Source organism: Variovorax sp. YR752, from assembly GCF_943372545.1.
In genome coordinates this window covers 42,878-58,795 of the sequence record NZ_CALRZC010000002.1, presented here as the reverse complement: position 1 = coordinate 58,795, position 15,918 = coordinate 42,878, and the positions used below count along the sequence as shown (strand labels likewise).

17 protein-coding genes are annotated in these 15,918 nt (G+C 71.3%); 4 read left to right on the top strand and 13 right to left on the bottom strand.

Annotation, left to right across the window (positions count from 1 at the left end; genetic code table 11):
- The first annotated feature begins 8 nt into the window (after nt 1-8).
- From AAG801_RS00755 to AAG801_RS00745, 3 genes are read left to right on the top strand one after another with little or no spacing between them, the layout of a single operon-like run.
- Nucleotides 9-956, top strand: a complete 948-nt coding sequence (locus AAG801_RS00755) for an ATP-grasp domain-containing protein (protein ID WP_341886712.1) — start codon at nt 9-11, stop codon at nt 954-956.
- Entirely contained in the window at nt 949-2,007 is a 1,059-nt protein-coding gene (locus tag AAG801_RS00750) for a hydantoinase/oxoprolinase family protein (RefSeq protein WP_341886711.1), read from the top strand. Before AAG801_RS00755 ends, AAG801_RS00750 begins: the two co-directional genes overlap by 8 nt.
- On the top strand, nt 2,007-2,606 hold the full coding sequence (locus AAG801_RS00745) for an aspartate kinase (RefSeq protein ID WP_341886710.1): 600 nt from the start codon (nt 2,007-2,009) through the stop codon (nt 2,604-2,606). Before AAG801_RS00750 ends, AAG801_RS00745 begins: the two co-directional genes overlap by 1 nt.
- On the opposite strand, the gene AAG801_RS00740 is transcribed toward AAG801_RS00745, so the two are convergent.
- The 5 genes from AAG801_RS00740 to AAG801_RS00720 all read right to left on the bottom strand — a co-directional run bounded on the left by AAG801_RS00740 (nt 2,540) and on the right by AAG801_RS00720 (nt 8,020).
- Nucleotides 2,540-3,295 (bottom strand): (5-formylfuran-3-yl)methyl phosphate synthase, encoded by a 756-nt coding sequence (locus tag AAG801_RS00740; RefSeq protein WP_341886709.1) that lies wholly within the window; start codon nt 3,293-3,295, stop codon nt 2,540-2,542. The genes AAG801_RS00745 and AAG801_RS00740 overlap by 67 nt on opposite strands.
- 85 nt (nt 3,296-3,380) lie before the next feature.
- Complete coding sequence (locus tag AAG801_RS00735; protein ID WP_341886708.1) at nt 3,381-3,956, bottom strand: DUF447 domain-containing protein; 576 nt, start codon at nt 3,954-3,956, stop codon at nt 3,381-3,383.
- Nucleotides 3,957-4,036: 80 nt separating this feature from the next.
- Complete coding sequence (locus AAG801_RS00730) at nt 4,037-5,434, bottom strand: DUF6513 domain-containing protein (protein ID WP_341886707.1); 1,398 nt, start codon at nt 5,432-5,434, stop codon at nt 4,037-4,039.
- A complete protein-coding gene (locus tag AAG801_RS00725; RefSeq protein ID WP_341886706.1) occupies nt 5,413-6,063 on the bottom strand; it encodes a flavoprotein in 651 nt (216 codons plus the stop codon). Before AAG801_RS00725 ends, AAG801_RS00730 begins: the two co-directional genes overlap by 22 nt.
- Nucleotides 5,996-8,020, bottom strand: a complete 2,025-nt coding sequence (locus AAG801_RS00720; protein WP_341886705.1) for a sigma-54-dependent Fis family transcriptional regulator — start codon at nt 8,018-8,020, stop codon at nt 5,996-5,998. Before AAG801_RS00720 ends, AAG801_RS00725 begins: the two co-directional genes overlap by 68 nt.
- Nucleotides 8,021-8,257: 237 nt before the next feature.
- Here AAG801_RS00720 and AAG801_RS00715 point away from each other — a divergent pair, with 237 nt between their 5' ends.
- The gene (locus AAG801_RS00715) at nt 8,258-8,683 is read left to right on the top strand and encodes a dihydroneopterin aldolase (RefSeq protein WP_341886751.1); all 426 of its coding nucleotides are present in this window, start codon (nt 8,258-8,260) and stop codon (nt 8,681-8,683) included.
- A gap of 100 nt (nt 8,684-8,783) precedes the next feature.
- Here AAG801_RS00715 and fae read toward each other — a convergent pair whose 3' ends face one another.
- From fae to AAG801_RS00675, 8 genes are all read right to left on the bottom strand, one after another.
- Entirely contained in the window at nt 8,784-9,293 is a 510-nt protein-coding gene (gene fae, locus AAG801_RS00710; RefSeq protein WP_341886704.1) for a formaldehyde-activating enzyme, read from the bottom strand.
- A gap of 74 nt (nt 9,294-9,367) precedes the next feature.
- On the bottom strand, nt 9,368-10,234 hold the full coding sequence (locus tag AAG801_RS00705; RefSeq protein ID WP_341886703.1) for a triphosphoribosyl-dephospho-CoA synthase: 867 nt from the start codon (nt 10,232-10,234) through the stop codon (nt 9,368-9,370).
- A gap of 7 nt (nt 10,235-10,241) precedes the next feature.
- Nucleotides 10,242-11,177: a RimK family alpha-L-glutamate ligase gene (locus AAG801_RS00700; protein WP_341886702.1), complete on the bottom strand. Its 936-nt coding sequence runs from the start codon at nt 11,175-11,177 to the stop codon at nt 10,242-10,244.
- Nucleotides 11,178-11,184: 7 nt separating this feature from the next.
- Nucleotides 11,185-12,189, bottom strand: a complete 1,005-nt coding sequence (gene mch, locus AAG801_RS00695) for a methenyltetrahydromethanopterin cyclohydrolase (protein ID WP_341886701.1) — start codon at nt 12,187-12,189, stop codon at nt 11,185-11,187.
- Nucleotides 12,186-13,307: an ATP-grasp domain-containing protein gene (locus AAG801_RS00690; RefSeq protein WP_341886700.1), complete on the bottom strand. Its 1,122-nt coding sequence runs from the start codon at nt 13,305-13,307 to the stop codon at nt 12,186-12,188. Before AAG801_RS00690 ends, mch begins: the two co-directional genes overlap by 4 nt.
- Nucleotides 13,308-13,318: 11 nt before the next feature.
- Nucleotides 13,319-14,230: an NAD(P)-dependent methylenetetrahydromethanopterin dehydrogenase gene (locus tag AAG801_RS00685; RefSeq protein ID WP_341886699.1), complete on the bottom strand. Its 912-nt coding sequence runs from the start codon at nt 14,228-14,230 to the stop codon at nt 13,319-13,321.
- Between the two features lie 38 nt (nt 14,231-14,268).
- A complete protein-coding gene (locus AAG801_RS00680) occupies nt 14,269-15,300 on the bottom strand; it encodes a beta-ribofuranosylaminobenzene 5'-phosphate synthase family protein (protein ID WP_341886750.1) in 1,032 nt (343 codons plus the stop codon).
- A 153-nt stretch (nt 15,301-15,453) separates the two neighbouring features.
- Nucleotides 15,454-15,843, bottom strand: a complete 390-nt coding sequence (locus AAG801_RS00675) for a 4a-hydroxytetrahydrobiopterin dehydratase (RefSeq protein WP_341886698.1) — start codon at nt 15,841-15,843, stop codon at nt 15,454-15,456.
- Nucleotides 15,844-15,918: the final 75 nt, after the last annotated feature.

Genomic DNA, 15,918 nt, shown 5'->3' with positions numbered 1-15,918 from the left:
TGGCGATGATGCAGGTCTTCGTCTGCGAGTATCTCAGCGGTGGCGGGCTGGTCGACGGCGATGCGGCTGCCACCGCGGTGCTGATGCCGCAAGGCCTGGCGATGCGCGACGCGCTGGTCGCCGACCTGCTGGCCAGCGGCGATTGTGACGTGACAGCAGCCACCTGCGTGCGCGCGAGCGCCCTGCCCGCCGGCGCAGCCGAGGCCGTGGCACGCGACGGCGAGAGCCCCGTCGACTTCGCCGCGCGGCTGGCCGCCGAACACGACGCGGCCTGGATCATCGCGCCGGAAACCGGCGGCTGCCTCGCCGAGTTCGAGCGCGCGATCGGCGCTCCGCGCTGGCTGGGCTGCGATGCACGCAGCATCGCGATCGGATCGAGCAAGTCGGCCACGCTGAGCCACCTCGCCGCGCACGGGCTGCCGACGCCATGGCAGCACGAGCCGCTGGCCACGCGCTGGGTCGTCAAGCCCGACGACGGCGCCGGCAGTGTGGCCACGCGCGTGCACGGCGGCCGACAGTCCGCCGAGGCCGACCTTGCTGCACGACATGCGCGCGGCGACAGCGCCTGCCTCGAGCCCTGGGTCGAGGGCGAGGCGCTGAGCCTCTCGCTGCTGTGCGAACTGGGCCAGGCCGAACTGCTTTGCGTGAACCGGCAGCGCATTGCCACCTTGCCCGACGGCTCGCTGCGCTACGACGGCGTGTCGATCGACGTCTGGCCGCGGCGCGAGCCGCGCCGCCGCACGCTGGCCGCGCTGGCCTCGCGCGTGGCTGCGGCCCTGCCCGGGCTGCGCGGCTTCGTCGGCATCGACCTGGTCTGGCATGCGCAGCACGGCCCGGTGCTCATCGAGATCAACCCGCGGCTGACCTGCGCCTATGTCGGCCTGTCGCAGCGCCTGGGCCGCAACCTCGCCGCCGAGGTGCTGGCACTGCAACGCCTGGAGCGCATCGATGCCTGAGCGCGGCGTGATCGGCTGGGACATCGGCGGCGCGCACGTCAAGGCCGCGCTCTGGCGCGGCGGCGCCGTGCTCGACGCCGCACAGTGGCCCTGCCCGCTGTGGCAGGGCATGGACCGGCTCGAGGCCGTGCTCGAGCAGGCACGCGGGCGCTGGCCCGACCTGCGCGACCAGGCGCACGCGGTGACCATGACCGGCGAGATGGTCGACCTGTTCGCGCACCGCGAAGACGGCGTGCAGCGCATCGCCGCCCTGCTGGCCGCCGCCCTGCCCGCGCCGCGCTTCTTCGCCGGCGATGCAGCCTGGCCCGCCGCGCACGAGGCCGGCGCGCAGTGGGAACGCATCGCATCGGCCAACTGGCTGGCCACGGCACGGCACGCGGCGCGCGTGCTGCCGCAGCGCGAAGGGCTGCTGATCGACATCGGCAGCACGACCACCGACCTGATCGCCTTCCGCCGCGGCCGCGTGCTCACCGCCAGCCGCAGCGATGCACAGCGGCTGCAGACCGGCGAGCTGGTCTACCACGGCGTCGTGCGCACACCGCTGTGCGCGCTGGCGCGGCGCATCGAGTGGCGCGGCGCGTCGCTCAACGTGATGAACGAGTTCTTCGCCACCACGGCCGACGTCTACCGCCTGACCGGCGAGCTCGACCCGGCGCACGACCAGCACCCGAGCGCCGACAACGCGCCGAAGGATGCGCTTCACACCCGCGCACGCCTGGCCCGCATGATCGGCCTGGACGAACGCGACGGCAGCGCGGCGCAGTGGAGCGCCTTCGCGCAGGCCTGGCGCGTGGCACAGCTCGCTGAACTTCGTGCCCAGGTCGAGCGTGTGGCGGCCCTGCATGACCTCGCCGCCGAGGCGACGGTGATTGCGGCGGGATGCGGCGCCTTCCTCGTGCCCGAGCTGCTGGCGCCGGGCTGGTCGCTGATGGCCTATGGCCGCGACGTGGCGCGGGTCGGGCCGGATGCGGCTGCCGAGGTGGCCGCGTGGGTGCAGGTCGGCGCGCCGGCGGTGGCGGTGGCCTCGCTCTACGCGGAGGAATGTGCCTGATGTGGGTCGTCAAGATCGGCGGCAGCCTGAATGCCGACCCACTGCTGCCGCAGTGGCTGGAGCTGCTCGCACAGCTCGGCGGCGGGCGCGTGACGCTGGTGTGCGGTGGCGGCGGCTTCGCCGACGAGGTGCGTCGCACGCAGTCGCACTGGCAGCTCGACGAACTGGCCGCGCACAACATGGCCGTGCTGGCCATGGTGCAGACCGCCTACCTCGCCCACGGCCTGCAGCCCGCGCTGCGCCTGGCCACCGACAAGGCGGAACTGCACCAGGTGCTGCACGCCGGCCACGCCGCGCTGTGGCTACCCTATGACTGGCTGCGCGACCGCCCCGGCCCCGACACCAACTGGGCCAACAGCGGCGACAGCATCGCGCTGGACCTGGCGCGCCGCCTCAACGCCGAGCGCATGGTGGTGGTGAAGTCCTGTCCGATCGACCCGGCAGCGACGCTGGCCGATCTGGGCGCCGGCAAGATTCTCGACCACCGCTTCGCGACGCTGGCCGCCGGCGCCAGCTTCCCGATCGACGTGATTCACCGCACCGAGCTGGCGCGCATGCGTTCGCTGCTGCTCGGCGACGTGCGGCTGGGCGAGGCCTGAGCCGCCTGCGCTGCGCGCATCGCGGCGACCAGCTCGGACAGACACTGCGCGTCCAGCGCCTCGCTGCGCTCGCCGCGGCACACCGCGCTGCGGAAGCCGGCGAAGTCCGGCGTCAGCGCGACGATGCGATCGGCATTCGCGCGACGCATCGCACCGGCGATGCCGACCATCGTCTGCGCCTGGCGAGCCATCGCGACGAAGCCTTCGATCGCCGCCGTGGGCATCAGCTCGAACAGGCTGCCGGCGTGCTTGTCGGCGGTGTCGACCATCACGCCGGCAAAGCGCAGCGACAGGGCCAGCGCCACGGCGTGCTCGTCGAGCCCGCGGTCGGCGATGAACACCGGCACCAGCGGCCGCCCGCAGGCGGCGAGCGCGCGCAATACCGCGCCGGCGCCGGGTGCGCGCTCGATGCCGACCTTGACGTAGTCGACGCCGCAGGCACCGACCGCCTCGACGCGGGCGAGGATGGTGTCGAGCTCGTGCATCGGCACATCGCCGATGGTGGCGCTGACCGGAAGCAGCGAGCCGTGCGCGCGCAGCGCCGCGACGATCTCTCGGATCGTCGCCACCGGCAGCCCGCCGAGGGCGCCCTGGCCGGGCTCCTTCAGGTCGATGAAGTCGGCGCCGCCTCGCGCGGCGATCAGCGCCTCGTCGACGCTGCGCACGCTGACCAGCAGGCGGGTACTCATGACTGCCCCTCGTCCGACGGGCACGTCGGACGATCCCCCGGGGGGATGCGAGCCGGCTTGGGAGCGGCCCAGCGCTCGGCCCGCCTCATCGGGCCACCGCCTTCTCGCGATGCGCCGCGATGGCCTGCTGCAGCCAGCCCCAGGCCTCGTGCTCGCCGGGCCCGGCGGTCTTGTCGATGGCGATCTGCAGGTAGGCCATCTCGCTGGCGATCTTCTGGTCGTCGAGCATGTGCAGCCGGCTGACCAGCACCGCCCCCTCCACCACCGCCGCCTGCGCGCGGTTCATGCCGACGAAGGGCGCGTGGCCCGCCTCGTGCACACGCGCCATGCGCAGCACCGGGCGCTGCGCGTCGTCGAGCAGTTCGTCGAGGCGCAGTTCGACGTGGTTCAAGGCGCAGGCCAGGCGCTGGCCGTGGATGCGCTCGGCCGGCACCAGCGGCCATGCACGGCGGCCGGTGACGCAGCCGGCGAACACGCGCGTGTCGGTGATCAGGTTGAGCACCGCATGCTGCGTGGCCAGGATGTTGGCCAGCGTGCTCGAGGGCTTGAAGGGCATCAGCACCACGCGGCCCGCCTGGTAGCGCACACCCATCGGCGCAATGTGCGCCACGCCTTCCGACGATTGCGTCGTCACCACGGTTTCGAAGATCTGGTCGTTCATGGTCAGGGGCACACGGCCGTTCCGAAGCCACTGGACGCCCCCTCGGGGGGCAGCGAACGAAGTGAGCTTGGGGGTTTCATTCAGGGTTGGGTCTTCTTCGGCGCAGAACGTGTCGTTCCCGGCGCACACCAGCCGTCGAGCTCATCGGCCTCGCGCTCCACCGCACAGCCCCAATCCAGCGGCTGGTCCTGCACGTAGCGCTTGCCGAGCTTCCAGGCGATCTCCGCGTGTGCAAGTTCCACGCCCATGTAGAAGGCGTGCGAGGCGTCACCTTCCAGCCCGAGGCGCGGCCACAGCTCGAAGGCGCCGTGGCCGTGACGCAGGCCGTCGCGGTTGTAGACATGCAGGCCCCGCTCGGAGACCTGCACGCGGAAGTTCGGGTCGCGCACCTGCGCGGCAGTGACGGCGATCTCCTCGGGGGTGTCGGGGAAGGGGTGCTTGGCGTGCACCGTCATCAGCGCGCCGCTCATGCCCTTGGGCAGCGAGCGCTGACGCGCCGCCGCATGCATGATGCGCCGCGCCCAGTCGGCCTCGCGAATCGCTCGCCGCGCATGCGCGCTGACCTGCGTGGTCAGCACCGCCGCCACGTTCAATTCGGCGGCGATGCCGAACAGCAGCGCGTTGATGCCGCTGGTGTCGGCCTCGGTCAGCTCGGTGAGGTTGCCCACGCCCATCATGATCGGCGCCTCGGGATAGCGCGAGCGCAGCGCGTGGTAGCGCACGATCGAGGCGGTGAAGCCGAACGGGATCGGGTCGAGGATGGGGTCGGCGAGGAAGGCGCGGCCCTGCGCCGTCATCGCGTCGATGGCAGCGTGCAGCGAGGCCTCGTCGTGTGGCGTCTTCGGGATCAGCACCGGCGTGCTGCCCACCTCGCCGGCCAGCCACAGCGTGTCGATCGTCAGGCTGAGCAGGTAGTCGGCGCCGGCGCGGCCGCCGCGCAGCAGTTCCTGCGCATCGACCGAGTCGACGCTGACCGCGAACCCCTCGGCCTTCAGCGCGCGCACGCTGTCCTCGAGGTGCTCGAACGGCGTTTCGGGCAGGCAGCCGAGGTCGATCACGTCGGCGCCGTCGCGCTTGAGTGCGTGGGCACGCTGCACGATCGCCTCGACCGACAGCCGCGGCGCATCGACGATCTCCGCGAAGATCGCCACCTCGTACTCGCTCAGGTCGACCGGCCTGGCGGCCCGGTTGAAGAAGCGCGGCAGGTCCTTCAGCTCCTCCGGGCCGCGCTGCACCGGGATGCCGAAGTGCGCGCTCAGCGCATCGAGGTCACCGCGGCAGCGGCCGGGCACGATGATGCGGTGCGCATTCACCGGCGGCTCGACACGGCGGCGGATCATGTCGGCCGTCATCAGCGCGGCGACCTGCAGGCCGATATCGCGCACCTCGTGCGTGAACGGCGCATCGGCGATGCCGGCGAGCACCTTCTCCAGTTGCGGCTGCGCCAGGCGCCCGGTCAGGAAGAGGATGTGTTCCATGCGAGTGAGAGCGAGTCCAGCCGGCGCTGGATCGCCGCCTCCAGCTCCGCGGGCGAGGTGACCACTTCGCAGAAGTCGATCTCGCGCAGGCGATCGACATTGTCGAGCTCCAGACGGCGCGGCCGCAGCGTCACCCAGTCGTGCGGCGACTTGGTCACCACCACCGGCTCGGTGTCGCAGGCGAACACGATGCCCGGGATGCCGAGCTTGCCGGCCTGCGCGAACATGTTGGTCGGCAGCGTGTCGCTGATGCCGATCACGCACTTGGCCACCGTGTTGCTGGTCGCCGGCGCGATCACCACCGTGTGGTAGATGTCGTCGTAGAGCATGCCCACCGGCACGGCGCTGGCCGTCTTGTCGCGCACCAGGCGGAAGCCGGTTGCGAAGCGCGGCCGCAGATCCTCCAGCTTCATGCCGTAGATCGGCAGCACCTCCTCGGCAGCGTCGGACAGGAACAGGTCGAGGTTCGGCAGGCGCTGTGCCAGTGCGATCGCTTCGTCGAGGTAGTGGCCGGAGCCGGTGATGCACCAGGCGAAGCGTGAACGCTTCGCGATGTCGGGCTCAATCGGGGTGGGAGACCTCGATGTGGAGCTTGTGAAGCTTGCGGTAGAGGGTGTTTCGGCTGACATCGAGCGCCTTGGCGACGTTGCTCACATTCCAGCGATGCTGTTCGAGCAATTGGAGCAGAACCTGGCGTTCGTTGGCCTGGATCGGGTTGAGTTTGACCGGCAGGTCGTCCGGCAGCTCGGCGGCCTGCGACTCGGCCACGCGCGCGGCGGGTGCCACCGGCAGGACCGGCGCCGCGATCGGGGCGCTCACGTGCTGCAGCGACGGCAGGTGCTCGCGCGTGATCGGCTTGCCGTCGGCCAGCGCGGCCGCGGTGCGCAGCACATGGCGCAACTGGCGGATGTTGCCCGGCCACGGGTGGTCGAGCAGCAGCCGCTCGGCCTCGGGGCTGAGCGAGCCGGCGCCGCCGGCTTCGGCCGCCAGCACCGCCTGGATCAGGTCGCGCTTGTCGGCGCGGTCGCGCAGCGGCGGCAGGTTCAGCTCGATGCCGGCAAGCCGGTAGTAGAGGTCTTCGCGGAAGCGGCCTTCGCGCACCAGCGCCGGCAGGTTCTGGTGGCTGGCGCTGATCAGCTGGAAGTCGACCGGATGGGTCTCCTCGGTGCCCAGCGGCGTGACCAGCCGCTCGTCGAGCACGCGCAGCAGCCGCGCCTGCAGGTCCAGCGGCATGTCGGCGATCTCGTCGAGGAACAGCGTGCCGCCGTCGGCCTGCAGGATCTTGCCGCGCCGGCCGGTGCGCTGCGCGCCGGTAAAGGCGCCGGCACGGTAGCCGAACAGTTCGGATTCGATCAGCGTCTCGGGCAGGCTGGCGCAGTTCACCGCGACGAAGGCGCCGCCGGCGTGCGGGCTGGCCTCGTGCACGGCACGCGCGAACACCTCCTTGCCGGCACCCGTCTCGCCGTGCAGCAGCACCGGCGTCTGCCGTGCGATGACACGGCGCGCGGTATCGAGATGGGCGACGAGTCGTGCGTCCTTGAAGGTCGTGCCGGCCCCCGGCTTCGCCGCGGCCGGCAGGCGCGGTGGAGCCTTCGCCGGCACCGCCAGCGGCGGCGTGCCCGGCATCGCCGGCACTGCCAGCAGCGGCGCCTTGGCATCCGATGCCGGCCGGCGCGCCACCGCGAAGAAGCGCAGCGCGGCATTGGCGCGGTAGGTCACCACCGGGTGGAACGATGCCGAGGTGCTGCGTTGCAGCATGTCTTCCAGCGAGGTCTGGAACAGGTCCTCGATGCGCCGCGAGCGGATGTCCTCCATCGACTGCAGGCCGAGCTGGAACAGCGCGCTGCGGTTGGCGGCCAGGATGCGGCCGTCGTCGCCGACGGCCAGCTTGCCTTCGTGCAGCGTGTAGACGAACTCCGGCCGGCTGTGGAAGTGCAGCGGATGGGCGTTGCGGTAGCGCGCGTCGATCAGGCGGTTCTCGATCATGCGCGCGGTCATGCCCAGCAGCACCAGCAGGTGCTGCTGCATCAGGCTGGAGCGGCTGGTGACGTCGAGCACCGCGGCGATCTCGCCCGACGGGTCGTAGACCGGCACGGCCGAGCAGGTCAGCTGCGTGAACTCGTTGAAGAAGTGGTCTTCCTTGCGCACCGACACCGGCCCGCCGGCGGCCAGGCAGGTGCCCATGCCGTTGGTGCCCATCGCCGCCTCGCTCCACGTGCCGCCCACGCGCAGGCCCAGCGGGCCGACCTCGGCGGCGAACTCGGGCGACGACACCATGTGCACGATCACGCCATCGGTGTCGGTCAGCACCACCGCGGCTTCGGCGTCGCCGAGCTGCTGGTACAGCGTGGTCATCTCGTAGCGCGCGCAGGCGATCACGTCGGCACGGCGGGCGCGGCGCTCCTCCAGCTCGACACGGGCGACGAAGGACGGCTCGCAGGGCCGCGCCGGATCGAGCCGGTACTCGTTGAGGCAGCGGCTCCACGACTGCGCGACCGGGTCGTTGGCCTGCGGTTCGACTCCGCTGCGCACCAGCTCCAGGATCCGGTCGGCATGCCGGTGGGCGTCACGCATCGTCAGGGTCATCGTCATCTCCAGGGCAGGCCGGCCGCGATATCGGGAACAATTCCCGATTGTGGAGTCCGTCCGGACCACCCCGCACCGGGTAAACCACGGGGGCACTATGCTCCGGCGGGCCTGCATTTTGCTGCCCTGCGACGGACATCACACGAACCCCACGGAGACACCGTCTTGACCTCCCTCAATGCACGCAGCAGCGGCTTCGTCGCCGCCCCCTCGGCCAGCGCGCAGAACGCCGCGCCGATGGACCTGATCTTCATCGAGGGCTTGCGCGGCCAGACGGTGATCGGCATCCACCACACCGAGCTGCACGACCCGCAGCCGGTGGTCATCGACCTGCATGCCGGCGTGCCGCACGCGCGCGCCTGCGACACCGACCGCATCGCCGACACCATCGACTACGGCGTGGTGCGCGAGCGCCTGCAGCGCCTGCTGATCGAACATCGGCTGCAACTGCTGGAGGCCTTCGCCGAGGCGATCGCCGACATCCTGATCGACGAGTTCCGCGCCAGCTGGGTGCGCGTGAAGGTGGTCAAGCCGCGCAAGTTCGACGACGTGGAGTCGGTCGGCGTGCAGATCGAGCGCTTTGCTGCCGAGCCCGATGCGCCGCAGCGTGGCGCCGCGGTGCTGCACCTGATCGGCAGCGGCATGGTGCCCGGCGGCCGCTGAACGCGGCCCGAAACGAGGCCCCAAGAAAAAGCCGACCGGCGGACCGGTCGGCAATCTCAACCCTCTCTCCTGACGCACCGTTGCCGGCGCGTCGCTCTCTTCACTTCGCCTGGAACGGGTGGGCCACGGAGCCCTTCTTGGCCACGACTTCCGCAGCGGTCGGCGAACCGGCGACGGCGCGCTGGATCGACTCGCGCACGGCGCGGTAGTTGTAGTCCTGGATCTTCTTGTCGTCTTCGGCCAGCCAGTGGATGAAGACACCAACGCAGATGAACAGGTTGTCGGCTTCGGCGGCGGGGATGGTGCCGTCCTCGACGCTGTCGGCAACGGCCATCGCCACGCCGCGCTGCGCCGGGCCGAACATCTGCACGGCCTGCTTGGCACCCTTGATCGTCACCTTGTTGAACATCACGGTGGCGGGCTTGGTCAGCAGGTTCGGGGCGACCACGGCCAGCAGGGAGGTGAAGCCGTCCTTGTTGTTGGTCAGCGCGTTGGCGAAGGCGGCTTCGGCCGCCGAGCCGCGCGGCCCGATGATCAGGTCGATGTGGGCAACTTCGTTGCCGTCACCGACGAGCGATTCACCAACCATCATGCGATCGATTTTTGCCATGGCGTTTCTATCTCCTGTGAATGATTCTGAGTCGTCGACACACTGGTCCGATGCCCAGCGCGTCGCAAACGCTATCACGTTCCATGCCACACCGGTGCGATCAGGCCGGCCAGCAGCAGCGTCGCGACCGTCAGGTCGGCGCTGGTGCCGGGGTTGATGCCTCGTGCCTTGAGGGATTCGTCCCAGGCGGCGAAGGCCGGGTCGCTGCCGGGCTCGGCCATGCCATGCCAGCGCTGCGCCGCGGTCATGACAGTGTGTGCCACGGCCTCGCCGTGTTTTCGAACAATGTGTGAATCGGGAATGAGTCGCAGGTAGGCCAGGAAAACCCGCTGCACGGCAGCCGCAGTGGCGTCGCCCGCTGGCTCGCCCGATCCGGCTTCCATCAGTACAAACCCAGGGGACAAGGCGCGCAGACCGACATCGAACAAGTCGGCGTGCCCGCTCAGGTACTGCCGCGCGATCGTGTCGCGCCCGGCGGCCAGCGCCATCGCCTCGCGCAGGGCCAATGTCGGCTCGTCGTGGACGTCCTGCGCGGGGGCGTTGCCCAGGCCACCGGGATTGGCCCGCGCGATGGCGCGGTAGGCCGCGCGGGCGTCGTCGACATCGAGCGCGCTCAGCACCGCCTCGAGCGCCACGCGCAGAGCCGCCGCACTCGCGTGAGCACCTTCGCGCTCCGCCGCCGCGGCAATCGGCGCGCACAGCAGCAGGATGCCCAGGTTGGTGTTGCAGCCAGCGGCGCGCCAGGTGGCGTCCATCGCCGCTTCGATGCGCTGGCCGACCGATGCGCCGGGCTCGAACAAGGGCGCCGCCGCCGCACGAGCGCTGTCGACGAACTGCTGCGCCTGCATGCGATGGCCGGCGGAGAACACGCTGACATTGCCGGGCTTGCGTACCGCGACGTCGAGCCAGCAGGCGCGCAGGAAGCAGTCGCGCGGGCTCACCGCAGGCTCATGCGCGACGCGCGCCGTGCCGGGACAGGCCGAGCCGGCGCTCGAGCAGATCGTCGACGATGCAGCGCGCGATGTTGAACGGCGTGACACGCTGCAGGCCCTGCCAGGCGGCAACGCCGTTGACCTCGAGCACCTGCAGGTCGTTCATCGAGGATGCGGGCAGGATGTCGATGCCGGCGTAGTCCATCGCCAGCGTGCGCGCCGCCGATTCGGCGAGTTCGGCTAGCGGCTGCGACAGTTCGGCCGGCTCGCAGGCCGCGCCCTGCTTGACGTTGTGCACCCAGTGTTCGCTGACACGCTTCATCGCCGTGACGGCCCGGCCGCCGACGACCAGCACGCGCCAGTCGAAGCCCGGGCGGGTCAGCGGTGGCAGGAAGCGCTGCAGGTAGGCGAGCGAGCCGTAGGCGCCCTTCAACTCGGGCAGCGGCCGGTGCACGCCGTCGACGCAGCCGATCAGTTGCAGGCCCTTGCCTTGCGAGCCGAACAGCGGCTTGAGCACCAGCGCATGGCCGGCTGCGCTTTCGCGCATCACCACGCGCTGTGCCTGCGCGGCCGACTCCATCGCCCATGTCGGCGGCGTCGGCACGCCGGCGGCGTACAGCAGCAGGCTCGTCATCGCCTTGTCGACGCTGCGCTCGATGGCGCGCGCATCGTTGTAGACCGGCACGCCGAGTTCTCGCAGCGCATGCAGCACACCCAGGCGCTTGGTGACCTGCTCGAAGCTGCCGCCGGCGATGCCGCGCACGATCGCGGCATCGGGCAGCTCGGTGCCGAAGCCGGGGATGACCAGGCCGTGCGCCGAGGCCAGCGTGTCGATGCGGCAGTCTTCGAGGTCCACGCAGCGGCCGACCACGCCGCGCTCGCGCAGCGCCGCCTGCAACTGGCGGGTGTGCCAGCCGACCTCATCGGTCATGATCGCGATCCGCGTGCTCATCGCAGCGTCACGCGTCCTTCAGCCACAGCCCGCGCAGCAGGTCCATGTTCAGCGCACCGGCGTGGAAGGTGGCGCCGGTGTCGAGGTTGCTCACCCACACCTCGGCGGGTGCGAACAGCGCCGGGTCGATCTTGTAGAAGTCGTACTCGACCGCCTTGAAGATCTCGGCGAACGAGCGGCCATAGTCCTTCGAGTTGCGCGAGGGCAGCTTCGCGGCGAGATCACGCGCGGCTTCGTCGCTGCCACGCACGGCCAGGTGCACGCGGCCACCGTAGAGGATGGCGTCGTTGGTGCGCCCCATCGCCTCGACACCGTCCGGGCTCGGCGACGGCAGCGGCGCGCTGGCCACGCCGTCGACGACGTGCGACAGGTCGAAGCCCAGTTCGTGCGACTTGTGCAGCGCCACCTCGAGCACGCGCGCCACCACCTGCGTGGTGCCGGCGGCGCTGCTGGTCGGCGTCAGCACGATGGTCAGCCCCTCGGCCTGCAGGCCGCAGTCGCGCAGGATCTTCTGCACCACCACCGTCGGCGGCGCACGATCGACCTCGAGCACGATGACACCGCGGTCGGCGCGGTCGCGGTAGCCGAGTTCGGCGTACAGCGCCTCCTTGGCGGCCAACGCGCGCGCCGGGCCGGAGCCGAGCGAGAAGAACTTCTTGCCGCCGGTCTCCTCCTTGCTGGCCGCCAGGCTCCAGCCGGCGTACTGGCTGGCCAGGCAGGCGAGCACGGGCTGCGAACTGCGCACTTCCAGCCAGCTCGGCCAGCCGTCGGCCGCGTTGCTCTTCAGGCTCACGCTGCCGAAGCCGCCGAGGCAGATCTCGCCGACGATCAGGCCGGCGGCGATGCTGCCCGGGGCCTCGATGCCGGCATCGACGATGCGCGCGCCGGAGTCGTCTCGCCGCACCGCCACGCGCAGTGCATCGGCCTGCTCGACGAGCCGCTCGACCCACGCTTGCACGTGGGCGTTCAGGCTGAGCGTGCAGCCGGCCAGTGCGGGGGAATGGTCACTCATGTTCTTGTCTCCAGGGTGGCTTGCAGCGCGGCGCGGCGCTGTGCCAGTTGTCGTGTGGTGTCGGCCTCGTCGCGGCCCTCGGCGTCGAGGCTGCACAGCGGGTCGCCGGCGGCGACCCTCGTGCCGGGCTGCGGCAGGTCGTGCGTTCCATCGCAGCCTTCGATGCGTGCCGCGCAGGCTGCATCGACGCCCAGTTCATGCGGCGCAAAGACGATCGCCACGCCACGCACGAGGCCGCCCGCCGCCGGCGCACTCGGCAGTTCGCCCTGCTCGCAGGCGCGCAGGTGGGCGCGCAGCGGCCCGCCGTCGCCGACGCGCGGATAGAGCGACAGGCTGGCCGGCGGGCGCGGGTTCAGTTCGAGCACCTCGACAGTATCGCCGTCGAGCAGGAAATCGAGGCTGGCCAGGCCGCGCACGCGGAACACGCCGGCGAGCAGCCGCGCGATGGCCGTGAGCTCGCGCTGCACCCGATCGCTCACCGGCAGCGGCCCGATCACGCCGCGGAACACGTGCGGCCGCTCGCCGATCGCCTGCGTGAGCTGCCGGTTGAAGCCGAGCAGCACGGCATCGCGACCATTGCACACCAGCGTGGCCGACATCGGCACGCCCGAGCGCTCGCGCTGCCAGTAGCACCCGGCCGCTGGCGGATCACCGGCCTGCGCTCGGCGCACCTGCCAGCCGCCGCTGCCGCCGGCGTCCTTGCACAACCAGCCCGCGGTCGACAGTGGCGGCTCGAACGCGGTGGCCGGATGGCCGATGCCGTGCGAGCGCAGCAGGTCGAAGAAGGCCTGCGGGTCGCGCACGCGGCGCACGTCCTCCGGCGCAGTGCCGACCAGCGGCAGGCAGGCGGCGCCGCGCTCGAGCAGATCGGCTCGACCGTCAAAGCCGCTGCCGGCGATCCATCCGCGCACCTCGCCGCGACGGGCCAGCGCGTCGAGTGCGGCGAGCAGGCGATCGTCGTCGATGCGCAGCGTGGCGGCGTCACCGATGCATCGCCACTCGTGCGCGCGGCGCCGCGTGTCGACGTCGCCGAACAAGTCCAGCGCGACCGTGCGCAAGCCGTCGAGCGCCGCGGCATCGACGATCGCGCGGGCGGAGAGTGCCGCGACGGCCAGCACGCGCGCGCCGCTCAGCCGGCCCTGGATTCGGCCAGGAAGGCGCGCGCGGTGGCGAAGGCCTCGGCAAAGCCGAGCGTCACCGCCTTGGGCGCCTCGCGCATCTGCGCGAGCAGGCGATGCTGGGTCTGGTACTTGACGTTGCCGATGGCCAGCGCACCGATGCCCACCGCGTTGGTGCCGGCCAGCGGCTTCGCGTCGTCCATCACGCCGACGCCGGCCACGCCCTCGGGCGGCACGGCGTTGACGTCGGCGGCGACGAGCATCCTCTTCGCGAAGCCGAGGTCTTCGGCCGACACCACCTGCACGCCAGCGGCGGCGCAGGCGAGCACGACGTCGACATCGGCGATCGAGGTGCGCACGGCCGCGCGGTCGCCGCCGGAGACGCCGTGGATCGTCACGCCGAAGCGCTTGCCGGTCTGCTGCGCGGCCTCCTCGGCGACGTCGATGCCGTTGCGGCTGGACAGCGCCACCTCGGCGCCGGCCTGCGCCGCCAGCACGCCGGCGATCCGGCCCACCGGCCCGGTGCCGCCGAGCACGACCACGCGCCGGCCCTTCAAGCCTTCGGCCGAGGTCTTCAGCAGTGCCGCCTCGACGCAGGCGACCATCGCCGCGGCGGTGGTGTAGGCGCCGCTGGGATCGGCCATCACCGAGACGACGAACGGCGGCACCATGGCCTTGGTCGACGTCTCGAGCATGTCGGCCGCGACCACCGCATCGCGCCCGCCGATGAAGATGCCGGTGCGCGCCACGCCCTTGGGCCCGCGCGAGAAGATCGCGTCCTGCGTCAGCGCCGTCACGCTCTTCATGTCGGCCTCGCAGTACGGCACGATGATCTGGTAGCCGGCGTCGGCCGCCATGTTGATGTCGAACGGGCTCATCTGCTTGCCCGGCGTGATCATGTGCAGGATGTAGGGGCGTTCCATGGCGAATCGCTCTCGGTGAAGTGAAAGAAGGAAGGGTTTCAGCGCGCCGGCAGGTCGATCACCCGGGCGCCGCGGCGGCGCGCACCGACCACCTGCAGTTCGAGCGCCGGATCGACCACACCCGCCGAGCGCGCAGCGTCGACGAGCGATTGCGCCGCTGCGGCCGAAGGCACGATGGCAAAGCCGGTCGGGCCCCAGGAACTCTGGCCGATGGCGGCGCCGCCCGCGGCGCCGGCGGTCTCGCCCCACCACTGCATCAGCCGGCCGACGCTGGCGCTGGTCCACGCGCTGCCGGCCTGCGCGGGGGCAAAATGGTCGCCCAGCAGCTGCTGCACGCGGTTCAAACCGGGCGCGAAGGCGGCGAAGTCGTCGAGCGCGGCGCCAGGCAGCACGCGCATCAGCAGCTGGTGGCAGATGTCGGCGGCAGCGGCCTGCGGCAGCGGCGGCAGCGTGGCGATGGCCTCGCGCTCCTGCGCGCCGGACAGGCCGCGGCAGCGCGGATCGAGCACGACGATCACCCGCCACGCTGCAGGCAGCTCGACGCGCGAGAGCACCTTGGCCGGCTGGCCGTCGCGGCCCGGGCCGCCGTCGAGCAGCAGACCGCCGGCATCGAACCCGGCGATGCCGATGCCCGAGCGCAGGCCGCGGCCCAGCCACTGCGCCAGCGTGGGTGTGTCGACGTCCAGGCCATGCCAGCGCGCGAAGGCACGCCCGACGGCCAGCGCGAGCTGCGTGCCGGAACCGAAACCGGCATGGGCCGGCAGCACGCGGCGCAGGCGCAGCGACAGCGGCTCGCGCAGGCCGCTGCGCTCGCGCAGCGCCGACAGGTGAGCGGCGGCACGGTCGAGTTCGGCGCGCGCCGCAGGGCCGTCGGCGTGGAGTTCGTCACGCGGCGCCCCATGGAGCTCGAGCTCGGTCTCGAAGCCGTCGACGACCAGTCCGATGCTGCCGAAGCGCCGGCCGAGCGTGCCGGAGGGATCGAGGAAACCGAGGTGCAGCCGGCCCGGCGCGCACACGCTCACGCCGGCACGCACGGCGGCGCGCTCGGCAGGCGGCGAGGAAGAGGCCATGGTCGGCAGCGGGGCGTCGATCGGGCGAAGCATACGGCTTCGGGTAGCAAGGCCCGTTCCGCAGCGTCAACCCGCGACGAACCGTGGTCAGGCAGGTGCGGTGTCCCGATTGGGGGACAGTCTGTCAACGCAGCCCGCCCGGGCCGCAGGCGCTCAGTCGTACTTCAGGTACTTGAAGCGCGGGTCGTCCGGCGTGCCCTCGAGCACCGCCGGCTCGTCCTTGCCTGGCTGCCACATCAGCACCTCCTCGATCTTCCTCGCCAGCGCGAAGTCCTTCTCGGTGATGCCCTTGGCGGCGTGGTTCATCAGCTTCACGGTGACGAAGGCATACGACACGCTGAGGTCCGGGTGATGCCACGCGGCCTCGGCCAGATGGCCGACGGTGTTCACCACCATCAGCGTGGCCTTCCAGCCGCTGGTCTTGTACTTGCGGCGGATCCAGCCGTCCTCGAGGTACCACTGCGGCAGTTCGGCCTTCAGCCGCGCTTCCACCTCGTCCGCTGGGTAGACCTCGTCCGCACCCTTGCGTCGCCACTGCGTCATCTCGCACTCCTCGGTGATCGGGGTGAGGACGATGTCACGCGGGCCTTGCCGTGACAAGCGCGTGGGATTGCGCGC